This is a genomic window from Geomonas limicola, assembly GCF_014193675.1.
Lineage (GTDB): Bacteria > Desulfobacterota > Desulfuromonadia > Geobacterales > Geobacteraceae > Geomonas > Geomonas limicola.
Map to the genome: position 1 here is coordinate 123,130 of NZ_BLXZ01000006.1, position 22,795 is coordinate 145,924.

Below are 22,795 nucleotides of genomic sequence, written 5' to 3' on the forward strand. Positions count from 1 at the left end.
ATTAGCGTGGTGCTGTCAATGCTTTTCTCAAGCAGGTTGCGGGGTTCGGGGGTCTGAGGCCAGGGCCTGGACGACCTCCACCTGCTCCTGCTGCAGCACCGGAAGGTGGATGGTGAAGGTGGTTCCTATCCCGACTTCGCTCTGTACCTCGATGTTGCCGCCGTGCTCCTGGATGATGCCGTAGGAGACCGAGAGTCCCAGGCCGGTACCCTTGTTTTCCTTGGTTGAGAAGAAGGGGTCGAACACCTTGCCCAGGTGTGCCTCCGGGATGCCACAGCCGTTGTCGGTGATGCTGAAGAGTACCTCGTTGCAGGCGTAATCGACCCAGCTCTTGATGGTGAGTACCCCCTCCCCCTGCATGGCCTGCGCCGCGTTCAGGAAGATGTTGATGAACACCTGCTCGATCTGGTTCGGGTCCAGGAGAAGCTGCGGCACGTTGTCGCCGTACTCGCGCCGGATTTCGATGTCCTGGAACAGGATCTGGTGCTCGATAAGCGAGAGCGCCGTGTCGGAGATGGTGCTCACCGAGGTGAGACCCTTTTGCGGCGTGGAGCAGCGCGAGAACTCCAGGAGCCCCTTCACAATGCTGGCGCAGCGTTTGGTCTCCCGGATCACGGTCTCGATGTCGTTTTTCAGCGTCTCGTCCAGGGTGGGGTTACTGTGGATCAGCGACGAGAACACCAGGATACCCGTCAAGGGGTTGTTGATCTCGTGGGCGATGCCTGCCACGACCTCGCCCAGGGAGGCGAGCTTTTCGCTTCGGATGAGCTGGGCCTGGATCTTGGTGAGCTCCTGGGTACGTTCCTGGACCATCTGTTCCAGGTTTTTGCCCCACCCCTCGAGTTCGCTGCGCGCCTTCTTGAGGCTCAGGGTCATCGAGTTGAAGGACTGGGCGAGTTCTCCCAGTTCGTCATTGGCAAAGGAGGGGACCGAACCGTCCAGTTCGCCGCGCTCCAGCATCTTGGTGTGTTCCAGAAGTTCCTTCACCGGGCGGTTCACCAGTTTCTGGGTGAACAGGGTGAGCGACAAGGAGGTGAGGGTGATGAGGAGCAGCACCAGGGCGATGCTGCGGTTTCGGTAGACGTCGATCAGGGTGTGCATCCGGTCCAGCGAGACCACCACGTCCAGAACCCCCAGCACCTTGAAGTTCTCCGGGTGGAAGTGGCAGCTTGCCGTGAAACAGCTCTCCTCGTTGTAGATCGCGTTGGTGATGCCGAGGTACTCTTCGCCTCGGCTGTCGAAGAAGCGCCGACTACGGTTCTTCGAACTGGCGGTCAGCCTGAGTTCCTTCTCGCCGTGGCAGATTGCGCAGATCTCGGCCTGCTTGTTCAGCAGGGTGCCGGTCTCGCTCTCCTGCGTCGAATAGATCACCCGTCCAGATTTGTTAATGAGCCGGATCCGCTCTACGCCGCGCTGGCTGCCGATCTCCGCGATCGTTTTATAAAACAGGGGGCGGTCGTCGCGTAACATCTGGTTGTGGGTGCTGCGGATGATGGTCTCGGTGATCTTGTCGGCCTCGGAAATGGCCTCCTGAAGCAGCAGGTCCTTGAAGCTGTTCAGGTTGAGGTAGGCGAAGAGCGCCATGGTGCAGAGCAGTACCGCACCGGTGGCGATGGTGAGCTTGGAGATGAGGTTGAGACGCACGAGCCACTCCGCTGTTGCTGTTTCCCGTTGACGATCGGCATCAGGCAGGCACTAAGGGAAAGTGAATACAGGACTTAGGGCTTTTGGTGCTTGACTTATATAAAACGTTATTCTATAAGTTGTATGTGTTTTACTGCCTAAGTTGTGCTGCCACCATGTAGTACGGCGGTGCGGCTGTTTTATCAGTCTGAGTGATGCTGAAAATGGTGCGGCGCTGTGTCAGGGAGTGTACTCACATTAAAAGAGATTATCAAGCAATAAATTTCCTTGACACTCGCTCACAAAAGTCCTACACCACGGGTTTGTAATTTTCTTCTACTGAGAACAGGTGCAGCCAATGGCAAAAAAAGAGAAATCGGAATACATCATCCAGGCGGTTTCTCACGCCCTCGACCTTCTGGAACAATTCCATGACGAAGTTGATGAACTGGGCGTGACGGAATTGAGCAAAAGGCTCAAGCTCCACAAGAATAACGTGTTCAGGCTGCTGGCGACTCTTGAGTCCCGAAACTATATCGAGCAGAACAAGGTAACCGAAAACTACCGGCTGGGTCTGAAAACTCTCGAGCTCGGCCAGACCTTCATCAAGCAGATGGGGCTTTTGCGCCAGTCCCGCCCGGTACTCGAAGCTCTGGTCAAGGAGTGCAACGAGACTACCTACGTGGCGATCCTCAAGGACTGCCACATCGTCTACCTCGACGTGGTGGAGACCGACCTCACGGTCCGCGTGGTGCCTCGGGTTGGCGCACGTCTCCCGGCCTACTGCACCGCGGCCGGTAAGATCCAGATGGCTTACATGACAGACGAGGAGCTGGAGAACTACCTCCCCGTGAAAGAGATGAAGCGCTACACCCCGCGCACCATCATCGACCGCGATGAGCTGAAGAAACACCTCAAGGTGATCGCCGAGCAGGGGTACGCCATCGATGACGAAGAGATGGATGTCGGCGTGAAGTGTGTGGGCGCCCCGATCCGGGACTACACCCGTCGCATCATCGGCGCGGTGAGCATCTCGGGTCCCTCGATGCGCTTCACCGACGAGCGTCTCGAGAAGGAGCTGATTCCGCTGGTGATGCGTGCCGGCGAGGAGATCTCCCACAAGCTCGGCTACCACAAGTAACCGGCAGTTATGACCAACGAAAAAAGCCCCACCGAACCAGGCGGGGCTTTTCTTTTTGTTGTGATCGTTGTCCACGAAAGGGAGCCTTACTAGCTACTAGCCCCTAGCCCCTAGCCCCTAGCCCCTAGCCCCTAGCCCCTAGCCCCTTCCAGAGTCGCTCCACCTGGGCCGCCAGTTCCTCCCGGCTGCCGCAGTTGTCGATCACCACCTGGCCCATGAGCCGTTTCTCCTCCATGGGCATCTGCGAGTCGATGCGCTGCTGTGCCTCCTGGGGCCCCAGCCCGTCGCGCGCCATAAGCCTTTTCAGCTGGTTCTCCCGGTCCAGGTAGACCACCCAGATTTCGTCGACACGCGCGGCGCTCCCTGCTTCGATCAAAAGCGGCGCCACGTAGAAGAGCACCTGGGCTCCGGTTTCCTGGTGGTGAGCGATTTTTTCTTCGGCGAGGGTGCGGATGGCGGGGTGGGTGATGGCTTCCAGGGTGCGTCGGGCGGCGGGGTCGGCAAAGACGATGGTTCCCAGGGCGGCACGGTTCAGGGTTCCGTCCGGGTTCAGTACCTGGGTTCCGAACTGCGCGGCAATTTCCTCGAGGGCGGGTTGCCCGGGCTCGACCACCTCACGTGCCAGGAGGTCGGCGTCCACCACCGGCGCCCCCAGTCGCTCCAGCATGCTCGCCACACTGCTCTTTCCCGAGGCGATGCCGCCCGTGAGCCCGATGATTCTCATTGAAGTGCCCCCTTTGCGGGCACCTCGGGTGCCCGGTTACTTGCAGATGAATTCCACGCCGTTTTCGCCCAGGGTAAAGGTCGGCGCCAGGAGGTCGTCCTCGATCTGCAGCGCGGCACTGCCGATGCGCACCTGGACCCCGAGGAACGCGTCGCGCTCCACCTCGACCCGGGCCTGGGCGTTGATCTCCATCCGCTTCTGCAGCCGCTTCTTTTCGCCGGTCAGTTCGGCGATCTCCCCCTGGAGCTTCGCGTAGACCTTCTCCTTCAGCTGGAACAGTCCGGGCTCCATGGAACCGGGGTTCTCGCGCACGTAGGCAAGGGTCTTGGTAAGCTCCTCGAGTCGGCCGTTCTTCTCTTCCAGGGTGTCCTTCACGAAACTCAGCTTCTGGTTCAGGGCCGGATCCACCCCCACCTCGACCACCGTGGGGACACCGGCGTGCGAGCCGATCACGATGGCGTGCACCAGTTCGGCCGCCCGGCACAGGCCGCCGATGATGTGTCCCTTGCGCCCCCCGGTTTCCCCGACGGTGATGGTGCCGGCCGAAGTCAGCTCGCTCTGCATCACCAGGTGCTGCACCGCGATCTCGGTCCCCGCCGTGATGAGGGCGTTCTCGGCGAACTGCACGCTCACCCTGCCGCCGGCCTTCACCTGGGCGGCGCCCGAGAGCCCCTCGCTCTTGGCAAGCGAAAGCTTGGAATGGCCGATCACCCCACCTTTTATCTCGATGTCGCCGCCGGCCTCCACGCGGGCTGCCTCGACGATCCCCCCCACGGTGATCCACTCCGTGGCGGTCACCAGCATCCCCTCGGTGACGTCCCCTTCGATCTCCAGAGCCCCCTTGACCCGGACGTTGCCCGTGGAAAGGTCCACCCTCTTCAGTTTCAAGACCGGCTCGACCACGATGCCGTGCGGTACCGTGACCGGAAAGCCGGAGCAGCCGGCCAGGAGGAGGTCCGCGTCGTTCAGGTCGCAGGCTACGTTGCTGAGGTTCTCGGCCCAGGGAATCTCTACCCCGTCGCTGGTGGAGAGTTCCACCCCGAAAAGGTTCACCCCGGGAATGCCCTTGGTAGGCGGGGTGCGGCGCATCAGGGGATCGCCCAAGCTTACGCTGACCAGGTCGCCCAGGTTGCGGTAATCGGCAGTGTCCCCGTCACCCACCTGCGGCACCATCTCGCGCCCCTGGGGGAGCAGGCTCACGAACTGGCTGTCCTCGCCGGGTGCGGGCGGGGTCCCGGCTGCGACCGTGTGCCGGCTCGCCTGTCCGGCCTCCACTATCTGGTCGATCTCGTCGTAGAGAAAACCTGCCTTGACGCCGCGTTCCTCGAGCTCCTTTAGGATATCTTCCTTGGTGATGCGCTTGCCGCCCAGCGCCGGTGTGATGCTCGCGGTGGCCGACATATAGTCTTCAGAGACGATAATGGCAAGGGTGGCATCGCGCCGTTCACCTATCTGCAGGGTAAAGGCAATCGGGCTCACCTCGCAGCGCCGCAGAAGCTCGGAAATGGCGTCCTCGGAGAAGAAGAAGTCGCCGAACCCTTCCTGTGCCGCACCGCGTTTGACCGCCGCTGCATCCAGCTGCTTTCTCTGCACCGTCGGGGTGAAGGCGCCCAAGAGCTTGTCCCCTTCGGGACTGAGCTGGATCAGCAGGCCGCTCCCTTCAAGTTCACTGTTAACCATACCTCACCTGGCCTGTGCATCGGGAATTTCCACTGCTCGTAGCAACCTTATCGGGTGCCGGGGCCAAAAGATGAGAAAAAACAGCAGGCCAGCTTCATGTGGCGCTTCTTTACGGGCAGGCCAGGGCGAATGGTAGGGCGAATCGGTCGCAAAGACAACTGTTAATTGCGGCACGCCGGGCCGGGGGGGGACCCCGCGCTGGGAGGTGGTCTAGAGCGCCGATTATCCGTATGATTTTTCCCTTGATTAGCGCCCAGCTATGTGATAAAAACTGGATACTGTATACAATGTGTCGAAGTTAATTTATGTAATCATTGTAAACAGTTAGCCAGTCAACACGGCGCAATTTAAAGGTATTTCGGAGGCCTACGTGGCAGAGGTCGTTTTTTCCAGCTGGGGCAGAGAGATAGTTGACAACCGCAAGGGTGGCGAGCCTAAGCAGGCGAGTTTTCGGCTCCCCGCGACCTACGACGGGGTGCATCCCCTGAACGCCTTCATCGGTTGGGACGGCATCATCCTCTACAACAAGGATGTCGATATCCCTGCCATGGTAGCCGAGTACATGAAGAGGGTGCAGACCAAGTACGTCTGTGGCAAGTGCACCCCCGGCAAGAAGGGGACCCGCGTCATCATGGACGCGCTTTTGGCCATCGTCGAGGGGCGCGGCAACGAGCAGATGCTCGACACCATTCTCGAAATTGGCGACATCCTCGGTAACGCCAAGTGCACCCTCTGCCCGAGCTCCGCAGTGCCGGTGGTCGATGCGGTGACCCACTTCCGCGACGCATTCGTAAACTACATCCGCGGCGCCAAGAGCCTGGCCGCCGAGGCCCGCTACATCGAGAAGTACACGGCTCCCTGCATGGACAAGTGCCCGGCGCACATCGATATCCCGCACTACATCGAGGCGATCAAGGACTACCGCTACGACGAGTCGCTCAAGGCGATACGCGATTCCATGCCGCTCCCCTCGGTCTGCGGCCGGGTCTGCCCGCACCCCTGCGAGACCGCCTGCCGCCGCAAACAGGTGGACGAGTCGATCAGCATCATGACCCTGAAGCGCACCGCCTCGGACTACGAGTGGGCCCACGAGGTCGCCCCCCCCATGGTTCCCAAGGCGAGGAAGTCCAAGAAGATCGCCGTGGTCGGGGCAGGCCCGGCCGGTCTCGCCGCAGCCTACTACCTGGCGCTCGAGGGGTACCCGGTCACCATCTACGAGGCGCTCCCCCTGGGCGGCGGCATGGTCGCCGTCGGGATCCCGCCCTACCGTCAGCCGCGTAACCTTTTGCAGCGTGACATCGACATCATCCAAGCCCTGGGCGTGGAGATCATCTACAACACCCGGGTCGGCAAGGACATAAGCCTCGACGAGCTGCGCCAGAAGTTCGATGCCGTGTTCCTGGCGCCGGGCGCGCACCGCTCGAAGCCGATGGGAGTCGAGGGGGAAGACAAGGGGTACAAGGGTTTCCTGACCGGCGGTATCGACTTCCTGCGCAACGTCTACCTGGGGCTCCCCACCGGCATGGGGAAGAAGGTCTTCGTGGTAGGCGGCGGCAACACCGCCATCGACTGCGTCCGCGTGGCCCTGAGGGAAGGTGCCGAGGAATCCGTGCTGGTCTACCGCCGCTCGAGGAAAGAGATGCCGGCGGACGTCTGGGAGGTGGATGGTGCGGACGACGAGGGGGTGCGCTTCGAGTTCCAGGTGCTGCCGACCCGCGTCATCGCGAACGAAGCCAACGAGGTCACCGGCGTCGAACTGATCCGTATGGCCCTGGGCGAGCCGGACGCCTCCGGGCGCCGCCGTCCCGAGCCGGTGCCGGGGAGCGAGTTCATCATCGAGTGCGACACCATCATCCCGGCCATCGGGCAGGACGCTGACCTCTCCTTCATCCCTGTCAATGCGGGGATCGATACCACCAAGTGGAGCACCGTGGTCACCAACTACGTCCCCTTGAAAGGGCATGATGGCAAGGGGTTGCTGGACAACATGGGCAACCCGCTGTCGCGTACCCTGATCACCAACTGCGACGGCGTCTTCGCCGGCGGCGACGCCGAGATCGGCCCGCTCACCGTGGTTGCCTGCATCGGGAGCGGTCACCGCGCCGCGAAGGTGATCCAGCGCTACCTGGAAGGGCAGGGTGTGGATCTCACCGACGACGAACGGATGGAAGACATCCTCACCTACCTCGGGGTCTACGACAAGAACGAGAAGGTGGCCTGGCTCGACTCGGCCGCCCGCGAGAAACAGGACGAGATCCACGGCAAGGAGCGCGCCAGCTACAAGAACTACTGCGAGGTCGAGCTCGGCTTCACCGACAGCCAGGCGATCCGTGAGGCTGAGCGCTGCCTGCGCTGCTACCGCGTCGCCATGGTCGCCGTGCCCGTCTAACCGGGGGCTGCCCGGCAACCGTTACCACGAATTTCACTGAAGACTGGGGTTTTTATATGGTCAGCTTAACCATTGATGGCAAGAGCGTGCAGGTTGAGGCCGGCAGCACCATTCTGGATGCTGCGGCAACCGTAGGGATCAAGATCCCGACCCTCTGCTGGCTGCAGAAGGTCTCCCCCACCGGCGCCTGCCGCATCTGCGCGGTAGAGATCGAAGGGGTGGACCGCACCATGACCGCCTGCAACACGCCGGTCAAGGAAGGGATCGTGGTGTCGACGGACACCGAGAAACTGCGGACCCTGCGCCGCAAGATCATGGAGCTCATGCTGGTGAACCACCCGCTGGACTGCCCGGTCTGCGACGCCGGCGGCGAGTGCGGCCTGCAGGACGCCTGCTACGAGCAGGGTGCCGCCCGGCAGGAGTTCTCGGCGCTTTTGGAACGCCGCCCCATCCGCTACGACTGGCGCCTTTTGGAGAGCGATCCCAACCGCTGCATCCTCTGCGAAAAGTGCGTCAAGGTGGACCACGAGATCGTCGGGTGCGACGCCATCCACGTGGTGAACAAGGGCGAGGCGACCATCATCGACACCATCGATGGCAAACCTCTGGACTGCGAGTTCTGCGGTAACTGCATCGAGGCCTGCCCGACCGGTACCCTCATCTCTGCCCCCTTCAAGTTCAAGGGGCGCGTCTGGGACTTCTCCAAAGTGGCAAGTGTCTGCGCCTTCTGCGGCGTCGGCTGTCAGATCGACTACCATGTGCGTAACGGCAGGGTAGGGCGGGTCACCAGCGACGACTCCACCTTCAATAACGGCAACCTCTGCATCAACGGCCGCTTCGGCTACAGCTACCTGGCCAGCGCCGACCGTCTGGCCCGCCCGCAGCTGCGCCAGGGTGACAGCCTCGCCACGGTCAGCTGGGACGCCGCGCTCGACGCCGCTGCCGGTAAGCTGAAGGCGATCGTCGCCCAGCACGGTGCCCAGGCGGTGGCGGGAATCGGCTCCCCGCGTGTCACCAACGAGGAGAGCTTCCTGTTCCAGAAGTTCCTGCGCGAGGCGGTGGGGACCGGCAACATCGACTCCGAGGCACGCCTTGGGTACGCACCGGCCCAGGCCCAGCTCTTGCGCCGCTTCGGCTTCTCGGGCGCCAGCGCCTGCATCGACACTATCGACAACGCCCAGGCCATCCTGGTCTTCGGCTGCGACCTGAACGCCGAGTCGACCGGGGTCGAGTACCGGGTGATCAAGGCGGCCACCAAACACGACGCCAAACTGGTATTGGCGAACATGCGCGAGGTGAAGCTCAGGAAGTTCTCCAACCAGCACCTGAAGCATCTCCCCGGGCGCGAGCTGTTCCTGATCCAGGGGCTCATGAAGGCGCTCGTGGAGGTGGGGGCGCCGCTTCCGGCCGGGAGCGAGGCTCTGCAGGCAGAACTCGCCAAACTCTCCTTGGCCGAGCTTGCCACGGCAAGCGGGGTCACCGAGGAACAGCTACGGGTGGCCGGCAAGCTTTTGGCCGGCAAGGAGCGGGTCGCCATCATCTTCGGGGCCGACCTGATGCGCGCGGCCGACTCCGCCGCCAAGATCACCGCACTCGCCGACTTGGCGGTATTGACCGGCGCGGCCAGCGGCAACGGTGGCGGGATCTTCCCGATCGACGCCAAGAACAACACCGTGGGTCTGCTCGACATGGGTGTGGCTCCGGACCTGCTCCCGGGCCAGCAGCCGGCAAGTGTCGCAGGGAAGGACCTCTGGGGGATCGTGGAAGGGATCGAGCAGGGGAGCATCAAGGCGCTCTACCTGTTGGGGAGCGACCTCGCCACCCTTCCCGAGAACGCCAGGATCAGGAAGGCGCTCGCCAAGCTGGAGCTGCTCATCGTGCAGGATATTTTCGAAGGGGAATCGCTCCCGTTCGCCCATGTGGTCCTTCCGGCCGCGGCTCCGGCGGAGAAGTCGGGTTCCTTCACCTCTACCGACAACCGCGTTCAGGTGCTCCTCAAGGCGGTGACCCCGCCGGGTGAGGCGAAGAGTGACCTGGAGATCCTGGCCGCGCTCTACCAGCGTGTAGCCGGCGCTCCGCAGCCCGTTCGCGCCGAGGACCTGGTCGAGGAGATCGCCAGCGCTGCCAAGGGGTACCTGGCCCAGGGTGGCCAGGTGGTGAAACAGCCTGTGGCACTGCGCCCGGCGGTTATCGCGCCGCTTTCCAAGGCTAGTGCCGGGGATCTCCCCAAATACCAGCTGCTGGTAGGCCCCATCGGCTACCACAACGGCACCTCCACTACCCGCTCCGAGAACAACCTGATGGTCTCCCCCGCGGGCTACCTCGAACTGCACCCGACCGATGCCGCCTCCCTCGGCGTCACCGACGGTGCCGTGGTCAAGGTGAGTTCGGCGCACGGTGTGCTCGCCGCACGCGCGAAAGTAAGCGCCAAGCTTCAGCCGGGGCTCCTCTTTGCTCCGGTGCACTTCAGGGAACTCAACGCGAACGCCCTGCTCAAGGGGAATTGCAATCTGGTCGAAGTGAAGGTGGAACGGGGATAATTCCTGGCTGTCAGCCGGTGACGGACGTAAGTAAAAGGCCCCGGCGATTTCTGCGGGGCCTTTTTTGTTGGGCGGGTTCGTAGGTGGAGCGGTGACGTGCCTCTCCAGAATCCGTAGGGGTATTCCTCCGGTATTTTCCTATTTCTTTGAGTGACGGATGTGGTAGAGTCATCACGCTGCACTCTCCGCAGTGTTAGTGATGACAGACCCGAGGCGGTGACTATGGACGACGATAAATTGAAATACATGGCTTCATCGGTGGCCCAAAATGCCGATATTGCCGAGAAACTGGATAAGGTGCTGGTCGGTCCGAACGACCGCGCCTATGTCATGTGCAGCTACACGGATTGCACGCTGAGTAGCAAAGGGCGCTGCACCATCTTCACCATTCTCGACGTGCCGCGCATGAAGACAGGGCAGCCCTGCGACCGTTACGAGTCCGCGGTCAAGGTTGGGTAAGGACGAGATCGACCCCGGCTCCAGGCGGCAACGAGTTGCAGGGGGGGGCGGTCCGGTAGTGTTGCAGGTCCCCTAACGCAGGAAAGACGAAAGCCCCGCCGGAAGAACCGGCGGGGCTTTTTTGTAGGTGGGCAGAGGTTGCGAGCGTGGTGGTGTATCCAGGCGGCCTCGCATCCCCCATTTGTGAAGGTTCATCAGGGCCATCCGGGCACCAAGGAGAAGGTTGCCAATCACCACCTGCGGTCGACCTTGCGTTCCCCCCCTTTGCGAAGGGGGGGCAGGGGGGGATTTGGTCCCAGCCCTCAAGCCCGTTCTGCAGAGCCACCGGGCGACCAGACAGCAACTATCCGCAAACGACAAAAGCCTCTGTGCAGACAGAGGCTTGGTCGGTTGCTATAACGGTAATCGATCGGTGCTGTCAGGACTGCCGAAGCCGTGCGGCTGGAGTCCGTGGAGCGTCGTCGCTGCCGGGATTAGCCCAGGGTGTTGACCAGTTTGGTCAGACGGGAAACGTTGCGGGAAGCATTCGAGGCGTGGATGATCCCCTTGGTTGCAGCGCCGTCGATGACGGGAATCGCCACGGCGAGAGCTGCCTGTGCAGCCGCCTGGTCCTTGCTGGCGACAGCTTCGCGAACGCGCTTGATGAAGGTACGCAGAGTGGAACGCTCGTGCTTGTTGCGCTCGGTCCTTTTCGCGGTCTGCTTGATCCTTTTGATTGCCGATTTATGGTTTGCCAAACTGCACCTCCGGTGTATTTAAAGTAGAGCTGTTGGATTTTCGGAAAGTTAAACTTATAGCACCGCGGTAAGTCAGGTGTCAAGCGGAAAACCATCGGACGCAGAAAAAGTGTGAACCCTCGCAGGAAGCCGCCCACCATAGCACGACTGCTCCCCTATTTCCAGCACTTTCTACCCCGCAGTAATCTTCCGCAGCTCCCCTCAATACCTCTGCTATGCGAAAGGCTACTACCCGGTGCGCAGACTTTTGTAGCAACCGAGATTCCCTCGCCCTTCGGGAGAGGGTCAGGGTGAGCGTTGCCACCTAAGTCGTGCTTCCTCTAACAATGAAGAGTCCCCGCTGAGTACTTCCGATAAAAAACTCGCCCTCCGTCCCAGCTGCTGAACGGGAACAGCAGCCGGGGGAGGGGCCGGAGGGCGAGGGTGAAACGCTACCAGTCCTCTTTTTGTTTCTCGATCAGCTTCTTCATGTACAGCTCAGGGGTGGTCAGCTTGCCGATCTCGTCGTCGCTGTACCCGAGGTCCTTGAAGTTCAGGATGCCGTTTGGAGCATGACAGTTGGCGCAGGAGAGCGACTTGGTCTTGGTGACCAGGTGGTTGCTGCCGAAGTAGATGGTCTGCCAGCCGGGGACTGCATTCTTGGCCACCTTTTCCGGATCCTTCATCCCCAGGGTGCGCGCAGCCGAAGCGACCCCGGCACGGGTGTCGCCATTCGCCATGGGGGGAGCGAAGTCCATGGAGAGGAGCTGGCCGCTCGTTGCGTCGTAGAACGCCTTGCCCTGGAAGATCTTGAAGGGGGTGATCCTGCTCTTGCCGTCCTGGCGGCTCCCCTTAGGACCGATGAAGTGCGGCGTGTTCTTCACGGTGCCGTTGTACCAGGCGTAGACCGGAGTGGTCTCGTTGGCCTCTTTCTTCAGGGTGGTCGGCTCGTAGAACTTGTCGCTTCCCTGTTCCCAGACCGTGAAGTCCTTCGCGAAGGCACCGCCGGTGCGCGGGATGTGGCAGGTCTGGCAGGCGATGTGCGCGGTATGCCGGTTCAGGTCGGCGTCCTTGTGCGGCTTGAGGCCATGGCAGGAGGCATCGGCGCAGGAGACCAGGAGGCCGTCGCTCGCCCAGTTGTTGGGATCCAGGCCGGTCGGCATCCGGTGGTTTTTCGCCTTGTGACAGTCCACGCAGACCATCCCCTTGGCGGCATGGGCATCGGTCTCCTTGGTGAAGGAGAATCCGCGTTTCACCACCACCCCGCCACCGGCCGCTTCATGGCAGACCATGCAGTTCTTGACCGTCGGCTTCGAGATGGAGAGGGCAGCCTTGGTGCTGCGGTCCTGTCCCATGACGACGCGCCCCTCGCTGTCCTTGTACGGCTTTCTCTGCCTGAAGTCGTAGTCGCTCGAGTGGCAGACCAGGCAGTCCACCGCCTTCTGGGCCTCCGGCCCGGTGCTCCCCACGTCGCTTAGGTGGTTACCCGGGTGGCAGGTGTTGCACCCCGAGAACTTGGTCTTGCCGGTCTCCGGACTTTTCGGGATCTCCTTCAGGTTGTTGACGATGTCGTTGCCGTTGCACATCACGTAGATACGGTTTTGCATGCCGTACTCTTTGGTGGGGTCGAGCCCCTCGACGTTCGTCACCTTGGAGGCGTGCTTCCAGTGCACCGTCTCAAGGAATGCGGCGGACGTCCCCGGGTGGCACTCCTCGCACGACTCCGAACCATGGTAGCCGTTTTTCTGCAGCGCCTCTTTGCCGGGATGCTCGGCGCCTCGTGCCGGCAGACTCGCCAAGCCCAGCGCCAGAAAAACTGCTGCAACCGTTACTGAATGTTTCATCTGCGTCCCTCTCCCTCAGCTGCCTGCTTCTGCCGAATCATGGTGTGTGCCAGCCGCAGCTCGATCTGTTGTTAAATTCATATTATTGAATGTATTCGGGCGAAAAAAACGCTGCAGTTCTGACCAGAGCTACAGCGTGGCTGATGCGGTGCTGCCGGTCAGCAGCCGGCGGTCTTCCGGAAGTACTTCGAGACGTTCTTGCCGTCGATCACCTCGTACTTGCAGCGGATCTCGTCCCCTTCCTGGATCCGGTGGTCCTTGAACTTGTCCAGGGTCAGGTCGTCGTTCACCGTGAGTACCACGAGGTTCTCGGTCTTGTTGTCCTTCAGGGTGACGGTGGCGGATTTGGCGTCCTTGCCGGCGATCTCGATCTTGGTGATTACCCCCACCATCTTGATTTCGTCTGCCTGAGCCGTGCCGCTGAACCCGATGAGGGACGCCGCGAGAAGTGCCAGTACTGCAACCAGTGCCAATGCGTTTTTCATGGTCGAACTCTCCTTTGTGCGGTGCGCTGGAGGGAAGGGTATCACTCCGGCGCCGGGCTGCAACGCTGGGCGACGGCGGGAGAGAGCTCCTCCCGCCGCCGGCCGCTTTTCCTAGAATTTCACCTCGAAGGTGAAGTAGATGTCCTGTGCGTTTTTAAGCGGGGTGAGCAGCATCATGTCGCCAGGCTGCACGTCGGAGACCTTGACCGGTGCGCCTACCCAGTTGTTGCTCCCGGTGTACTCGAAGTCGTAGTACTGGTACCCCACCTTGACGAAGGCCTTGGAGAGGTGCGAGGAGATCGGTTTCAGGTTCAGTTCCTGGATCAGGTAGGTCTCGTACACGTTGCCGCGGGTCCCCAGTTTGGAGGTCCAGATGTCGTCGGCAGCCGGGGCGAAGGTGATCCAGTTTTTGGAGCCGTGGTTGTACTCGAAGCCGAGTTTGGTGTTGGTCGGTTCGTAGTCGTAGCGGGCGCCCAGGTAGCCGGCCCAGCCGGTCTTGCTGGAGGGAGCCTCGGGGCGGAAGAAGCTGCCGGTCATGAGCCCCTGGAACCCGGCGTTGGCCGAGACGTTGTCGTTGGGGTGGGTGACGCTCATGCCGAGGTTGGCGAAGAAGTTCAGTTTGCCCGGGCCGATGTTCTTGAGGGTGCTGGTAGTCCCCACGCCGTACCAGTCGATGTCGCCCAGTTCGATCGAGGGTGAGGTGTTGCCGAAGGCGGTGTCGCGCATGGTCGGGAAGTCGAAGATGCCGAAACCGCGGTTCCACTGCAGCCAGACCCTCAGCGGGTCGGTATCGATCGGGATCACGGCGATCCCCAGCATGTCGGTGTCGTTCAGCGAGTTGCTCGGGGTTTCGAAGCCGCTTTCAAAGCCGCGACCGTAGCAGACCTTGGCGTAAGCGCCGGGGAGTGCCTCGATGTCCGGTGCCCAGCCGATGGTCATGCCGTCAAAGGCGTAGTCGACCAAAAGGGAAGGGGTGCCGCCGTTACCCGGGCGCTCGGTGTTCTGGCGCAGCTGGGACGGGTCGCCGTTGGTGGAGGGGCGACGCCCCACCGAGAACCAGATCGGCTGGTCGGCGATGTTGGACCAGGTGGCATAGGCGCGGTCCACGTTAAGAAGGCTCGTGGAGGGGATGTGCCCCAGGGTGCCGTCGAAGACGCCGACGCGGTCGGCGAAGAAGGGGGTGTCACCGTTGTTGGTCACGGCCGAAGGATCCTGGGACCCGAAGGTCTTGTAGGCCAACAGGCGGACGTTCACCGTGACGTCCTTGGTCGCCTTGGCGTGCAGGTCGATCCCCAGGCGGTTGGTGTAGAGCGAGTCGTTGCTCGGTTTGAATGCGGGTACCTGCTGGGCGAAGTTCAGCAGCTGGCCAGCCATGGCCTGGTTCGCGCCCAGGAAGTTCATGGCGCCTGAGTAGCTGCGGACCTGCCTCATCTGGTTCGAGAAGGTGGAGAAAGCGGCAACCTGCGGACCGAAGTTGACCGGGTCGGTGAGAAACCCGTTGTTCATGAAGGCTTGTGCGTTGGCAAAGGTCTTGTTGACGTCGGTGTAAGCCTTGGTCTCACCCTTCAGCGAATCGAAGCGGAAACGGTAATCTCCGCCGATGCTGAGCCACTTGCTGAGGGTCTTCTCCTCCAGTCGCTCGACTTTGCGGGTCAGGTCGTTGATCTTCTGCTGCATGGCCTGCTCGTCCGCCCAGGCGCCAGCTGGTAGCCCCAGGGCCAGCAGCAGCGCAACCGCCGTCGTATTTCTCCGTGATACTTTCATGTTCCCCCCTGTGCGTAGGTTTCGGCACCCCGTTCGCTCAGGGAGCCGTGATCCGGCCGCTGCAGTCGGCACGGATGTTTACATTTCATGACATAACCCGGCCGAACTTTATGCTCGAATGTGACATCTGTCAATATGTTTTTTTATATATATAACCGTAGAAATAATGGAATACTGTTTGATTTTTATCACCTGTAACATGGCATAGTGATACCCAAAGCTCGTCCTGGGTTTTAGCAGTTGACGTAACGGCGCCAATATGCGTACTATTCGGCAATTTTAAAGTCAGGAAACGATCGCGTGGAAATGCAGAAAAAACTCTATCTGGAGACCTTCGGGTGCCAGATGAATGTCAGTGATTCAGAGAAGATAGTGGGGCTCATGCAGGGCATCGGCTATGTCGAGACCAAGGACTCGACCCAGGCCGACCTGATCCTATTGAACACCTGCAGCATCAGGGCGAAGGCCGAGCAGAAGGTGTACGGCCATCTCGGCAAGTTCAAGTCGCTCAAGGAGTCGAGGCCCGGTCTCATCATCGGGGTGGGTGGCTGCGTGGCGCAGCAGGAGGGGGAGAAGCTCTTGAAGCGGGCTCCCTTCGTGAACCTGGTCTTCGGCACGCACAACCTGCACCAGCTGCAGGATATGGTGCGCGGTGCCGAGGCGGGGCGGCGCAGTTCGGCCACCGACTTCATCGACGACGAGGCCCGTTTCGACCTCTTTCTGCCGCAGGGACGCGAGGGGGGCGTCTCGCGTTTCGTGACCGTGATGCAAGGGTGCGACAACTTCTGCGCCTACTGCATCGTGCCGCACGTGCGCGGTCGCGAGATCAGCCGCAGCGCCGCGAAGATCGTCGACGAGGTGCGGCAGCTCACTGCCTCCGGGGTCACCGAGGTGACGCTTTTGGGGCAGAACGTCAACTCCTATGCCGCCAAGAACCCGGGCGAGCCTGATTTCGCCGATCTGCTCAGGCTGGTGGCGGAGCTTGACGGGGTAAAAAGGCTGCGCTTCACCACCTCGCACCCGAAGGACATGTCGCAGCGGCTCATCGACTGCTTTGCCGAGATCCCCAAGCTGGCGCCCCACATCCACCTGCCGGCCCAGTCCGGGAGCGACCGGGTGCTCAAGGCGATGAACCGCGGCTACACCGCCGAGCAGTACCTCGCCAAGGTGACGGCGCTCAAAAAGGCCTGTCCGCAGATCCAGTTCACCGGCGACATGATCGTCGGTTTTCCGGGCGAGACCGAGGAGGATTTCCTGGCGACCCTGGACCTCATCCAGGAAGTCCAGTACGCCGACCTGTTCTCCTTCATCTATTCCGCCCGTCCCGGCACCGCGGCAGCCATGCTTCCCGACCTGACCGACCCGGCCGAGAAGCAGGCCCGGCTCGAGCGGCTCCAGGTGCTGCAGAAAAAGGTGACCCTTGAGCGCAACCAGAGCCTGGTGGGGACCGTGCAGCAGGTGCTCGTCGAGGGGCTGAGCAGCTCCGGCGAGTGTCTCTTCGGGCGCACCGGCGGCAACCGGGCGACCCTGCTGGCCGGTGACCTGGCCCTCTCCGGTCAGCTCGTGGAGGTGAAGGTCGTGGAAGGTCTGCAGACCCTCCTCAAAGCGGAGCTCCTGTAGCCGCGATCCGTTTTGCGGAGCGTGGTCTACCTTTAGGTTAGTCGTAATCGTTGGTGCCTTGTTGCAGCAAACCCGTTCTCCAGTGTCTAGAGTCTCTTGGGATAATTTCCCCAGGCCATTTTCAGGGGGGTGAGCCGGGATGCTGGAGAGTCGAAGGGAGGTGGCAGGAATGTACATCGAGATGAAAGTCTTCGGGTTCGCGCTCGATTCCATAGCGCAGATGCCGATGATCCTCCTCAAAGATGCCGAGGAGAATCACACCATTCCCGTCTGGATCGGCACTTCCGAGTCGGTGAGCTTCGCCGCCGAGTTTGTCGGGCGCGAAGTGGCACTGCGCAACGGACGCAAGGACCTGCTCGGCTCGCTCTTGGAGCGGCTGGAGATGCACATCGTGGGGATCTTCATCGAGGACCTCACCGACGGTGCGTTCACCGCCTCGGTACGTCTTGGTGCGGCCGATGGCGAGGAGTTGCGCGTCGAGGTGCATGTGAGCGAGGCGATGCTGCTCTCCCTCAGGTACCGGATGCCGGTCCAGGTGGCCTGCGAACTGCTTGAGCAGGCCTCCACCCTGGACATGAGCGACGCCATCGCCGAGGAGACCAACGCCCGTCGTTTCATCGACTTCCTCGACCAGCTCGATCCCACCACCCTCGGCAAATACCCCATGTAGTAAGACTCACCGGGGGCGTCCACCGAGATTCCCCGGAACCACACCTCGTGTTCCAGAAGCGCCGCAGCCGCCCTCGGGAATTTCGGGAAGCGTGGATATGCTTGCTACCAACCACTGCTGGCAGCCCAACGTGCCCCACTTTGGAAAAGGGGGGGCAATGGGGATTCGCCTTCCGTGCCAGACTCGAAACGCCCCTCCAGTACAGGGTCTCCCTCGACCCCCTCTTTTTTTAATGACAACCCTCCCTTTTGCATTCACATCTCTTCCCGTTTACCGTAAAATCAAGCCATGCTGTGACCAGAAAACCGTCTTGCCAGGAGTGTCCTATGCGTGAAGCATCATTCGAGTTTTTGAAACAGCTGGTGGAAGCGCCCAGCCCTTCCGGCTACGAAGCGCCGGCCCAGCGTGTCTTTAAATCCTATATCGACGGGTTTGCCCAGGTGAGCACCGACGTCATGGGTAACGTCTACGGGTTCATCCAGGGGGCGGGAGAAGAGCGCCTCAAGGTGATGCTGGTGGGCCATTCCGACGAGATCGGCCTCCAGGTGCGTTACCTGGACGATCACGGCTTTATCTACTTCTCGGCCATCGGCGGCGTCGACCCGCACATCACCCCGGGGCTTCGGGTGCGCGTGCATACCACAAACGGCCCGATCAACGGCGTGGTTGGCAAAAAGCCGATCCACCTCATCGAGCCCAAAGAGCGCGACAGCGTGATCAAGCTCGACGCCCAGTACATCGATATCGGTGCGACGAATAAACAGGAGGCGGCGGCCCTTGTCCGGGTTGGCGACGCCATCACCTTTGCCGACTCCCTCGAGAAGCTGCAGGGGGACCGCTGCACCTCGCGCGGCTTCGACGACAAGGCCGGCAGCTTCGTGGTGGCCGAGGTGCTGCGCAAGGTTTCCGAGCTCGGCAAGCCGTTGACCGTCGATCTCTACGGCGTCTCTTCCGTTCAGGAGGAGGTCGGTTTGAGAGGGGGCACCACCTCGACCTACACCGTGCGTCCCGATGTGGGAATCTGCGTCGAGGTCGACTTCGCCACCGACCAGCCCGATGTGGACAAGAAGCACAACGGCGAGGTAGGGCTTGGCAAGGGGCCGATCCTGCCGCGCGGGCCCAACATCAACCATGCCCTCTTCGACGTCCTGTCCCGGGCCGCCGGTGAGGAGAACATCCCGGTCCAGTACACCGGCATCGCCCGCGCAACCGGTACCGACGCGAACGTCATGCAGATCTCGCGTGGCGGCGTCGCCACCGCACTCGTCAAGTTGCCCCTGCGCTACATGCACACCCCCGTTGAGACCCTTTCCCTCTCCGACCTCGAGGCCGCCGCCGACCTGATCGTAGCTGCCCTGCTACGCATGGGGAGCAAAGAGAGCTTTAAGCCGGTGTGAGAGGCAGTAGAAGCAGGGACTGGGGACTGGGGAATAACGGCAGAGGGGGGCTGGCATCGTCAGGTGCCGGTCCCCTTGGCCGGTTCAGGGGCAACCATATTCCGGCCCCCTCGCCCCACCCTACTCCCCCTCGCCCTCCGGGAGAGGGTAGGGGTGCGGGGTGGCAGCTGCGCTCTGCTCACCACCGCGCCCACAGCTACCAGTCGTCTCAGCCTTCACCGCGAGCTTCTGCCGTCGCCCTTAAATGGGTATACGCCGCCGGCGCCCAAAGTGTAGACGCCGCAACTCCCCAGCCTCCTTTGCCTCTTCACGACGAGCCGAACCGTTAGCCTGCACAAACCTCAACACTTAAGCCGATTTAAGTTGACTTGCCTTTCGGGCTGTACTAGATTTTTCGGTTAATATCCCGTGCCGCACCAAGATAAAGGAGTCCCCCATGTTAGAAAGTAACCTCCCCGAAGGCCTTACCTTTGACGATGTACTGCTCCTCCCGGCCCACTCTCTCATCCTGCCTCGCGACGTCGAACTGACCACCCGGCTCACCGCAAACATCCAGCTGAACATCCCGCTGGTGAGTGCAGCGATGGATACCGTGACTGAGTCGAGAGCGGCAATCTGTATGGCACGGGAAGGGGGACTCGGCTTCATCCACAAAAACTTCAGCATTGCCGAGCAGGCGATGGAGGTCGACAAGGTCAAGAAAAGCGAATCGGGGATGATCGTCGACCCGATCACCATGCAGCCCAACCAGAAGATCCGCGAGGCCCTCGACATGATGGCCAAGTACCGGATCTCCGGCGTCCCCATCACCAAGCCCAACGGCAAACTGGTAGGCATCCTCACCAACCGCGACCTGCGCTTCGAAACCAACCTCGACCTCCCCATCTCCGCCCGCATGACCAAGAGAAACCTGGTGACCGTTCCGGTGGGTACCACCCTGGAGCAGGCCAAGGAGCACCTGAAGAACACCCGGGTCGAGAAACTTCTGGTGGTGGACGAGGAGAAGAACCTCATGGGGCTCATCACCATCAAGGACATCGAGAAGGTGAAGAAGTACCCGAACGCCTGCAAGGACTCGCTGGGCCGCCTGAGGGTCGGCGCCGCGGTCGGCCCGACCCCGGACGTTGATGCCCGTATCGACGCGCTCATCAAGGCCGGCGTCGACGTCGTGGTCATCGACACCGCCCATGGCCACTCCCAGGGGGTGCTCGAGGCCGTGCAGCGCATCAAGTCCACCTTCCCGAACCTCGAGCTGGTCGCCGGCAACATCGCCACCGCGGCCGCCGCCGAGGCGCTCATCAAGACCGGCGTCAACGCCATCAAGGTCGGCATCGGACCGGGCTCCATCTGCACAACCCGCGTGGTCGCCGGTATCGGCGTCCCGCAGATCACCGCCATCGCCGAGTGCTCCCGCGTTGCCAAGAAGTACGGTATCCCGCTCATCGCCGACGGCGGCATCAAGTACTCCGGCGATCTCACCAAGGCCGTTGCCGCCGGCGCCGACGTGGTGATGATCGGTTCGCTCTTCGCAGGCACCGAGGAGAGCCCGGGCGACACCATCCTCTACCAGGGGCGCGCCTACAAGAGCTACCGCGGCATGGGCTCCATCGGCGCCATGAAACAGGGGAGCAAGGACCGCTACTTCCAGGGCGACGTGGAAAACGACGTGAAACTCGTCCCCGAGGGGATCGAGGGTATGGTTCCGCTGCGTGGACCGCTCTCCGCCAACGTGCACCAGCTCATGGGCGGCCTGAGGGCCGGCATGGGGTACACCGGTTGCCGGACCGTGAAGGAGCTCCAGGAGAACGGCCGTTTCGTGCGCATCACCGGCGCGGGGCTCAAGGAATCCCACGTCCACGACGTCACCATTACCCAGGAAGCCCCCAACTACCGGGTGGAAAAATAACAGGAACCTCAAACCACAGAGGGCACCGAGGAAAAAGCGAGCTACCCAGAGGAAGGCGTCAGGGGTAACCCAACGTTTTCCGCACGGTTCCTCCCGTCTTTCCTCGGTGTCCCCTGTGGTCATGCTTCTGTAGATTTTTGAGCTGGCAAAGCCTGCCCCAGTGTCTCACGGTGGTTAGGCTTTTAACGTTTTTCCAAAAGGAAATTTCTATGACGATCGACATCCATTCCGAGAAGGTCCTGATCCTGGACTTCGGCTCCCAGGTGACCCAGCTCATCGCCCGGCGCGTGCGCGAGCAGAGTGTCTACTGCGAGATCCACCCCTACAACATGGCGCTCGAGAAGATCAAGGCCTTCGGCCCCAAGGGGATCATCCTCTCCGGCGGCCCCTCCTCGGTCTACGACAAGGAGGCACCGCACTCGGACCTGGGCATCTATGACCTGGGGATCCCGGTCCTGGGCATCTGCTACGGCATGCAGCTCATGACACAGCAGCTGGGCGGTCGGGTCGAGCGCTGCGACAAGCGCGAATTCGGGCGTGCCACCCTGCTGCTCGACGGCAAGAGCGAGATCTTCGCCGGCTTCGAAGGGGGCACCGAGGTCTGGATGTCGCACGGCGACCGCATCGAGGAGATGCCCAAGGGCTTCAGCCTGATGGCCCACACCGAGGGGTGCCCGGTAGCCGCCATGAAGGACGAGAAGCGCAACTTCTTCGGCGTGCAGTTCCACCCCGAGGTGGTACACACCCCGCGTGGCGACGAGATGATCGGCAACTTCCTGTTCAACGTCTGCGGCAGCAAGCCGACCTGGACCATGGCGAACTTCATCGAGACCGAGATCGCCTCGATCCGCGAGAGGGTGGGGACCGGCAAGGTGCTCTGCGCCCTCTCCGGCGGCGTCGACTCCGCGGTCGTCGCGGTGCTGATCCACAAGGCGATCGGCGACCAGCTGCACTGCGTCTTCGTGAACAACGGGCTCCTGAGAAAGGGCGAGGCGGAGAAGGTGGTGAACCTCTTCACCAAGCACTTCAAGATCAACCTGCAGCACGTGCAGGCCACCGACCGCTTCCTCGACAGGCTGACCGGCATCTCCGACCCGGAGCAGAAGCGCAAGATCATCGGCAACGAGTTCATCTACCTCTTCGAAGAGGAAGCCAAGAAGTTGGGCCAGGTCGACTACCTGGCGCAGGGGACCCTCTACCCGGACGTGATCGAGTCGGTCTCCACCAAGGGCCCCTCCGCGGTCATCAAGAGCCACCACAACGTGGGCGGGCTCCCCGAGAAGATGAACCTGAAGCTTCTCGAGCCGGTACGCGAACTCTTCAAGGACGAGGTACGGCTTCTGGGCAAGGAACTCGGCATGCCCGACGAGATGGTCTACCGTCAGCCCTTCCCGGGCCCGGGTCTGGCCATCCGCTGCATCGGCGAGCTCTCCCCCGAGAAGCTCGACATCCTGCGCGAGGCTGACGCCATCGTCATCGAGGAGATCCGCAAGGCGGGGCTATATCGCGACATCTGGCAGTCTTTTGCCGTACTGTTGCCGGTGAAAACCGTGGGCGTCATGGGCGATGCCCGTACCTACGAGTACACCTGCGTACTGCGTGCGGTGAACTCCCTGGACGGCATGACCGCCGACTGGGTCAAGCTCCCCTACGAGCTACTTGGCAGTATTTCCTCGCGAATCATCAACGAGGTGAAGGGTGTGAACCGCGTGGCCTACGACATCAGCCAGAAGCCGCCGGCAACCATCGAGTGGGAGTAGCCGTGGGGCCCCTTCGCGGGGTTCAATAATTGCACACGAAATTCGCGGTGGTCGCCCTGGGGACGGCTGCCGCGTTT

General features: G+C 61.8%; 16 protein-coding genes. 9 read left to right on the forward strand and 7 right to left on the reverse strand.

The genetic code is table 11. The features are described from left to right. Positions 1–27: 27 nt before the first annotated feature. Entirely contained in the window at positions 28–1,644 is a 1,617-nt protein-coding gene (locus H7688_RS15285) for a sensor histidine kinase (protein WP_183362045.1), read from the reverse strand. A 337-nt stretch (positions 1,645–1,981) separates the two neighbouring features. On the opposite strand from H7688_RS15285, the gene H7688_RS15290 reads away from it, so the two are divergent. Then, positions 1,982–2,764, forward strand: coding sequence for an IclR family transcriptional regulator (locus H7688_RS15290; RefSeq protein ID WP_183356440.1), 783 nt, complete (start codon positions 1,982–1,984; stop codon positions 2,762–2,764). A 124-nt stretch (positions 2,765–2,888) separates the two neighbouring features. Here H7688_RS15290 and coaE read toward each other — a convergent pair whose 3' ends face one another. Beyond that, positions 2,889–3,488: a dephospho-CoA kinase gene (coaE, locus tag H7688_RS15295; protein ID WP_183362046.1), complete on the reverse strand. Its 600-nt coding sequence runs from the start codon at positions 3,486–3,488 to the stop codon at positions 2,889–2,891. A gap of 36 nt (positions 3,489–3,524) precedes the next feature. Continuing rightward, positions 3,525–5,168, reverse strand: coding sequence for a flagellar assembly protein A (locus H7688_RS15300; RefSeq protein ID WP_183362047.1), 1,644 nt, complete (start codon positions 5,166–5,168; stop codon positions 3,525–3,527). 370 nt (positions 5,169–5,538) lie between these two features. On the opposite strand from H7688_RS15300, the gene H7688_RS15305 reads away from it, so the two are divergent. The 3 genes from H7688_RS15305 to H7688_RS15315 all read left to right on the forward strand — a co-directional run bounded on the left by H7688_RS15305 (position 5,539) and on the right by H7688_RS15315 (position 10,556). Further along, positions 5,539–7,557 (forward strand): FAD-dependent oxidoreductase, encoded by a 2,019-nt coding sequence (locus H7688_RS15305; RefSeq protein WP_183362048.1) that lies wholly within the window; start codon positions 5,539–5,541, stop codon positions 7,555–7,557. A 56-nt stretch (positions 7,558–7,613) separates the two neighbouring features. Beyond that, positions 7,614–10,097 (forward strand): molybdopterin-dependent oxidoreductase, encoded by a 2,484-nt coding sequence (locus H7688_RS15310; RefSeq protein WP_183362049.1) that lies wholly within the window; start codon positions 7,614–7,616, stop codon positions 10,095–10,097. A 222-nt stretch (positions 10,098–10,319) separates the two neighbouring features. Next, positions 10,320–10,556: a hypothetical protein gene (locus H7688_RS15315; protein WP_246329830.1), complete on the forward strand. Its 237-nt coding sequence runs from the start codon at positions 10,320–10,322 to the stop codon at positions 10,554–10,556. A 473-nt stretch (positions 10,557–11,029) separates the two neighbouring features. On the opposite strand, the gene rpsT is transcribed toward H7688_RS15315, so the two are convergent. The 4 genes from rpsT to H7688_RS15335 all read right to left on the reverse strand — a co-directional run bounded on the left by rpsT (position 11,030) and on the right by H7688_RS15335 (position 15,365). Next, complete coding sequence (gene rpsT, locus H7688_RS15320) at positions 11,030–11,293, reverse strand: 30S ribosomal protein S20 (protein WP_183362050.1); 264 nt, start codon at positions 11,291–11,293, stop codon at positions 11,030–11,032. Between the two features lie 431 nt (positions 11,294–11,724). Next, positions 11,725–13,116 (reverse strand): cytochrome C, encoded by a 1,392-nt coding sequence (locus H7688_RS15325; RefSeq protein WP_183362051.1) that lies wholly within the window; start codon positions 13,114–13,116, stop codon positions 11,725–11,727. Positions 13,117–13,274: 158 nt separating this feature from the next. Then, on the reverse strand, positions 13,275–13,601 hold the full coding sequence (locus tag H7688_RS15330) for a hypothetical protein (protein ID WP_183362052.1): 327 nt from the start codon (positions 13,599–13,601) through the stop codon (positions 13,275–13,277). Between the two features lie 111 nt (positions 13,602–13,712). Next, the gene (locus H7688_RS15335; protein ID WP_183362053.1) at positions 13,713–15,365 is read right to left on the reverse strand and encodes a DUF3373 domain-containing protein; all 1,653 of its coding nucleotides are present in this window, start codon (positions 15,363–15,365) and stop codon (positions 13,713–13,715) included. A gap of 300 nt (positions 15,366–15,665) precedes the next feature. On the opposite strand from H7688_RS15335, the gene miaB reads away from it, so the two are divergent. From miaB to guaA, 5 genes are all read left to right on the forward strand, one after another. Continuing rightward, positions 15,666–16,985: a tRNA (N6-isopentenyl adenosine(37)-C2)-methylthiotransferase MiaB gene (gene miaB, locus H7688_RS15340; RefSeq protein ID WP_183362054.1), complete on the forward strand. Its 1,320-nt coding sequence runs from the start codon at positions 15,666–15,668 to the stop codon at positions 16,983–16,985. Between the two features lie 169 nt (positions 16,986–17,154). Then, positions 17,155–17,655 (forward strand): bifunctional nuclease family protein, encoded by a 501-nt coding sequence (locus tag H7688_RS15345; RefSeq protein WP_183362055.1) that lies wholly within the window; start codon positions 17,155–17,157, stop codon positions 17,653–17,655. 326 nt (positions 17,656–17,981) lie between these two features. Further along, positions 17,982–19,052 (forward strand): M42 family metallopeptidase, encoded by a 1,071-nt coding sequence (locus H7688_RS15350; RefSeq protein ID WP_183362056.1) that lies wholly within the window; start codon positions 17,982–17,984, stop codon positions 19,050–19,052. 436 nt (positions 19,053–19,488) lie between these two features. Continuing rightward, positions 19,489–20,958 carry an IMP dehydrogenase gene (gene guaB / locus H7688_RS15355; RefSeq protein ID WP_183362057.1) on the forward strand — a complete coding sequence of 490 codons (1,470 nt, stop codon included), beginning with the start codon at positions 19,489–19,491 and terminating at the stop codon, positions 20,956–20,958. A gap of 209 nt (positions 20,959–21,167) precedes the next feature. Next, positions 21,168–22,718, forward strand: a complete 1,551-nt coding sequence (gene guaA / locus H7688_RS15360) for a glutamine-hydrolyzing GMP synthase (protein ID WP_183362058.1) — start codon at positions 21,168–21,170, stop codon at positions 22,716–22,718. The last annotated feature ends 77 nt before the right edge of the window (positions 22,719–22,795 follow it).

What these genes read in the sequence shown, in the direction of transcription:
- H7688_RS15335 (WP_183362053.1), bottom strand. Translation starts at nt 15,365, where the DNA reads ATGAAAGTATCACGGAGAAATACGACGGCGGTTGCGCTGCTGCTGGCC.
- guaB (WP_183362057.1), top strand. Translation starts at nt 19,489, where the DNA reads ATGTTAGAAAGTAACCTCCCCGAAGGCCTTACCTTTGACGATGTACTG.
- H7688_RS15345 (WP_183362055.1), top strand. Translation starts at nt 17,155, where the DNA reads ATGTACATCGAGATGAAAGTCTTCGGGTTCGCGCTCGATTCCATAGCG.
- H7688_RS15325 (WP_183362051.1), bottom strand. Translation starts at nt 13,116, where the DNA reads ATGAAACATTCAGTAACGGTTGCAGCAGTTTTTCTGGCGCTGGGCTTG.
- H7688_RS15350 (WP_183362056.1), top strand. Translation starts at nt 17,982, where the DNA reads ATGCGTGAAGCATCATTCGAGTTTTTGAAACAGCTGGTGGAAGCGCCC.
- H7688_RS15300 (WP_183362047.1), bottom strand. Translation starts at nt 5,168, where the DNA reads ATGGTTAACAGTGAACTTGAAGGGAGCGGCCTGCTGATCCAGCTCAGT.
- H7688_RS15310 (WP_183362049.1), top strand. Translation starts at nt 7,614, where the DNA reads ATGGTCAGCTTAACCATTGATGGCAAGAGCGTGCAGGTTGAGGCCGGC.
- H7688_RS15315 (WP_246329830.1), top strand. Translation starts at nt 10,320, where the DNA reads ATGGACGACGATAAATTGAAATACATGGCTTCATCGGTGGCCCAAAAT.
- coaE (WP_183362046.1), bottom strand. Translation starts at nt 3,488, where the DNA reads ATGAGAATCATCGGGCTCACGGGCGGCATCGCCTCGGGAAAGAGCAGT.
- H7688_RS15290 (WP_183356440.1), top strand. Translation starts at nt 1,982, where the DNA reads ATGGCAAAAAAAGAGAAATCGGAATACATCATCCAGGCGGTTTCTCAC.
- H7688_RS15330 (WP_183362052.1), bottom strand. Translation starts at nt 13,601, where the DNA reads ATGAAAAACGCATTGGCACTGGTTGCAGTACTGGCACTTCTCGCGGCG.
- guaA (WP_183362058.1), top strand. Translation starts at nt 21,168, where the DNA reads ATGACGATCGACATCCATTCCGAGAAGGTCCTGATCCTGGACTTCGGC.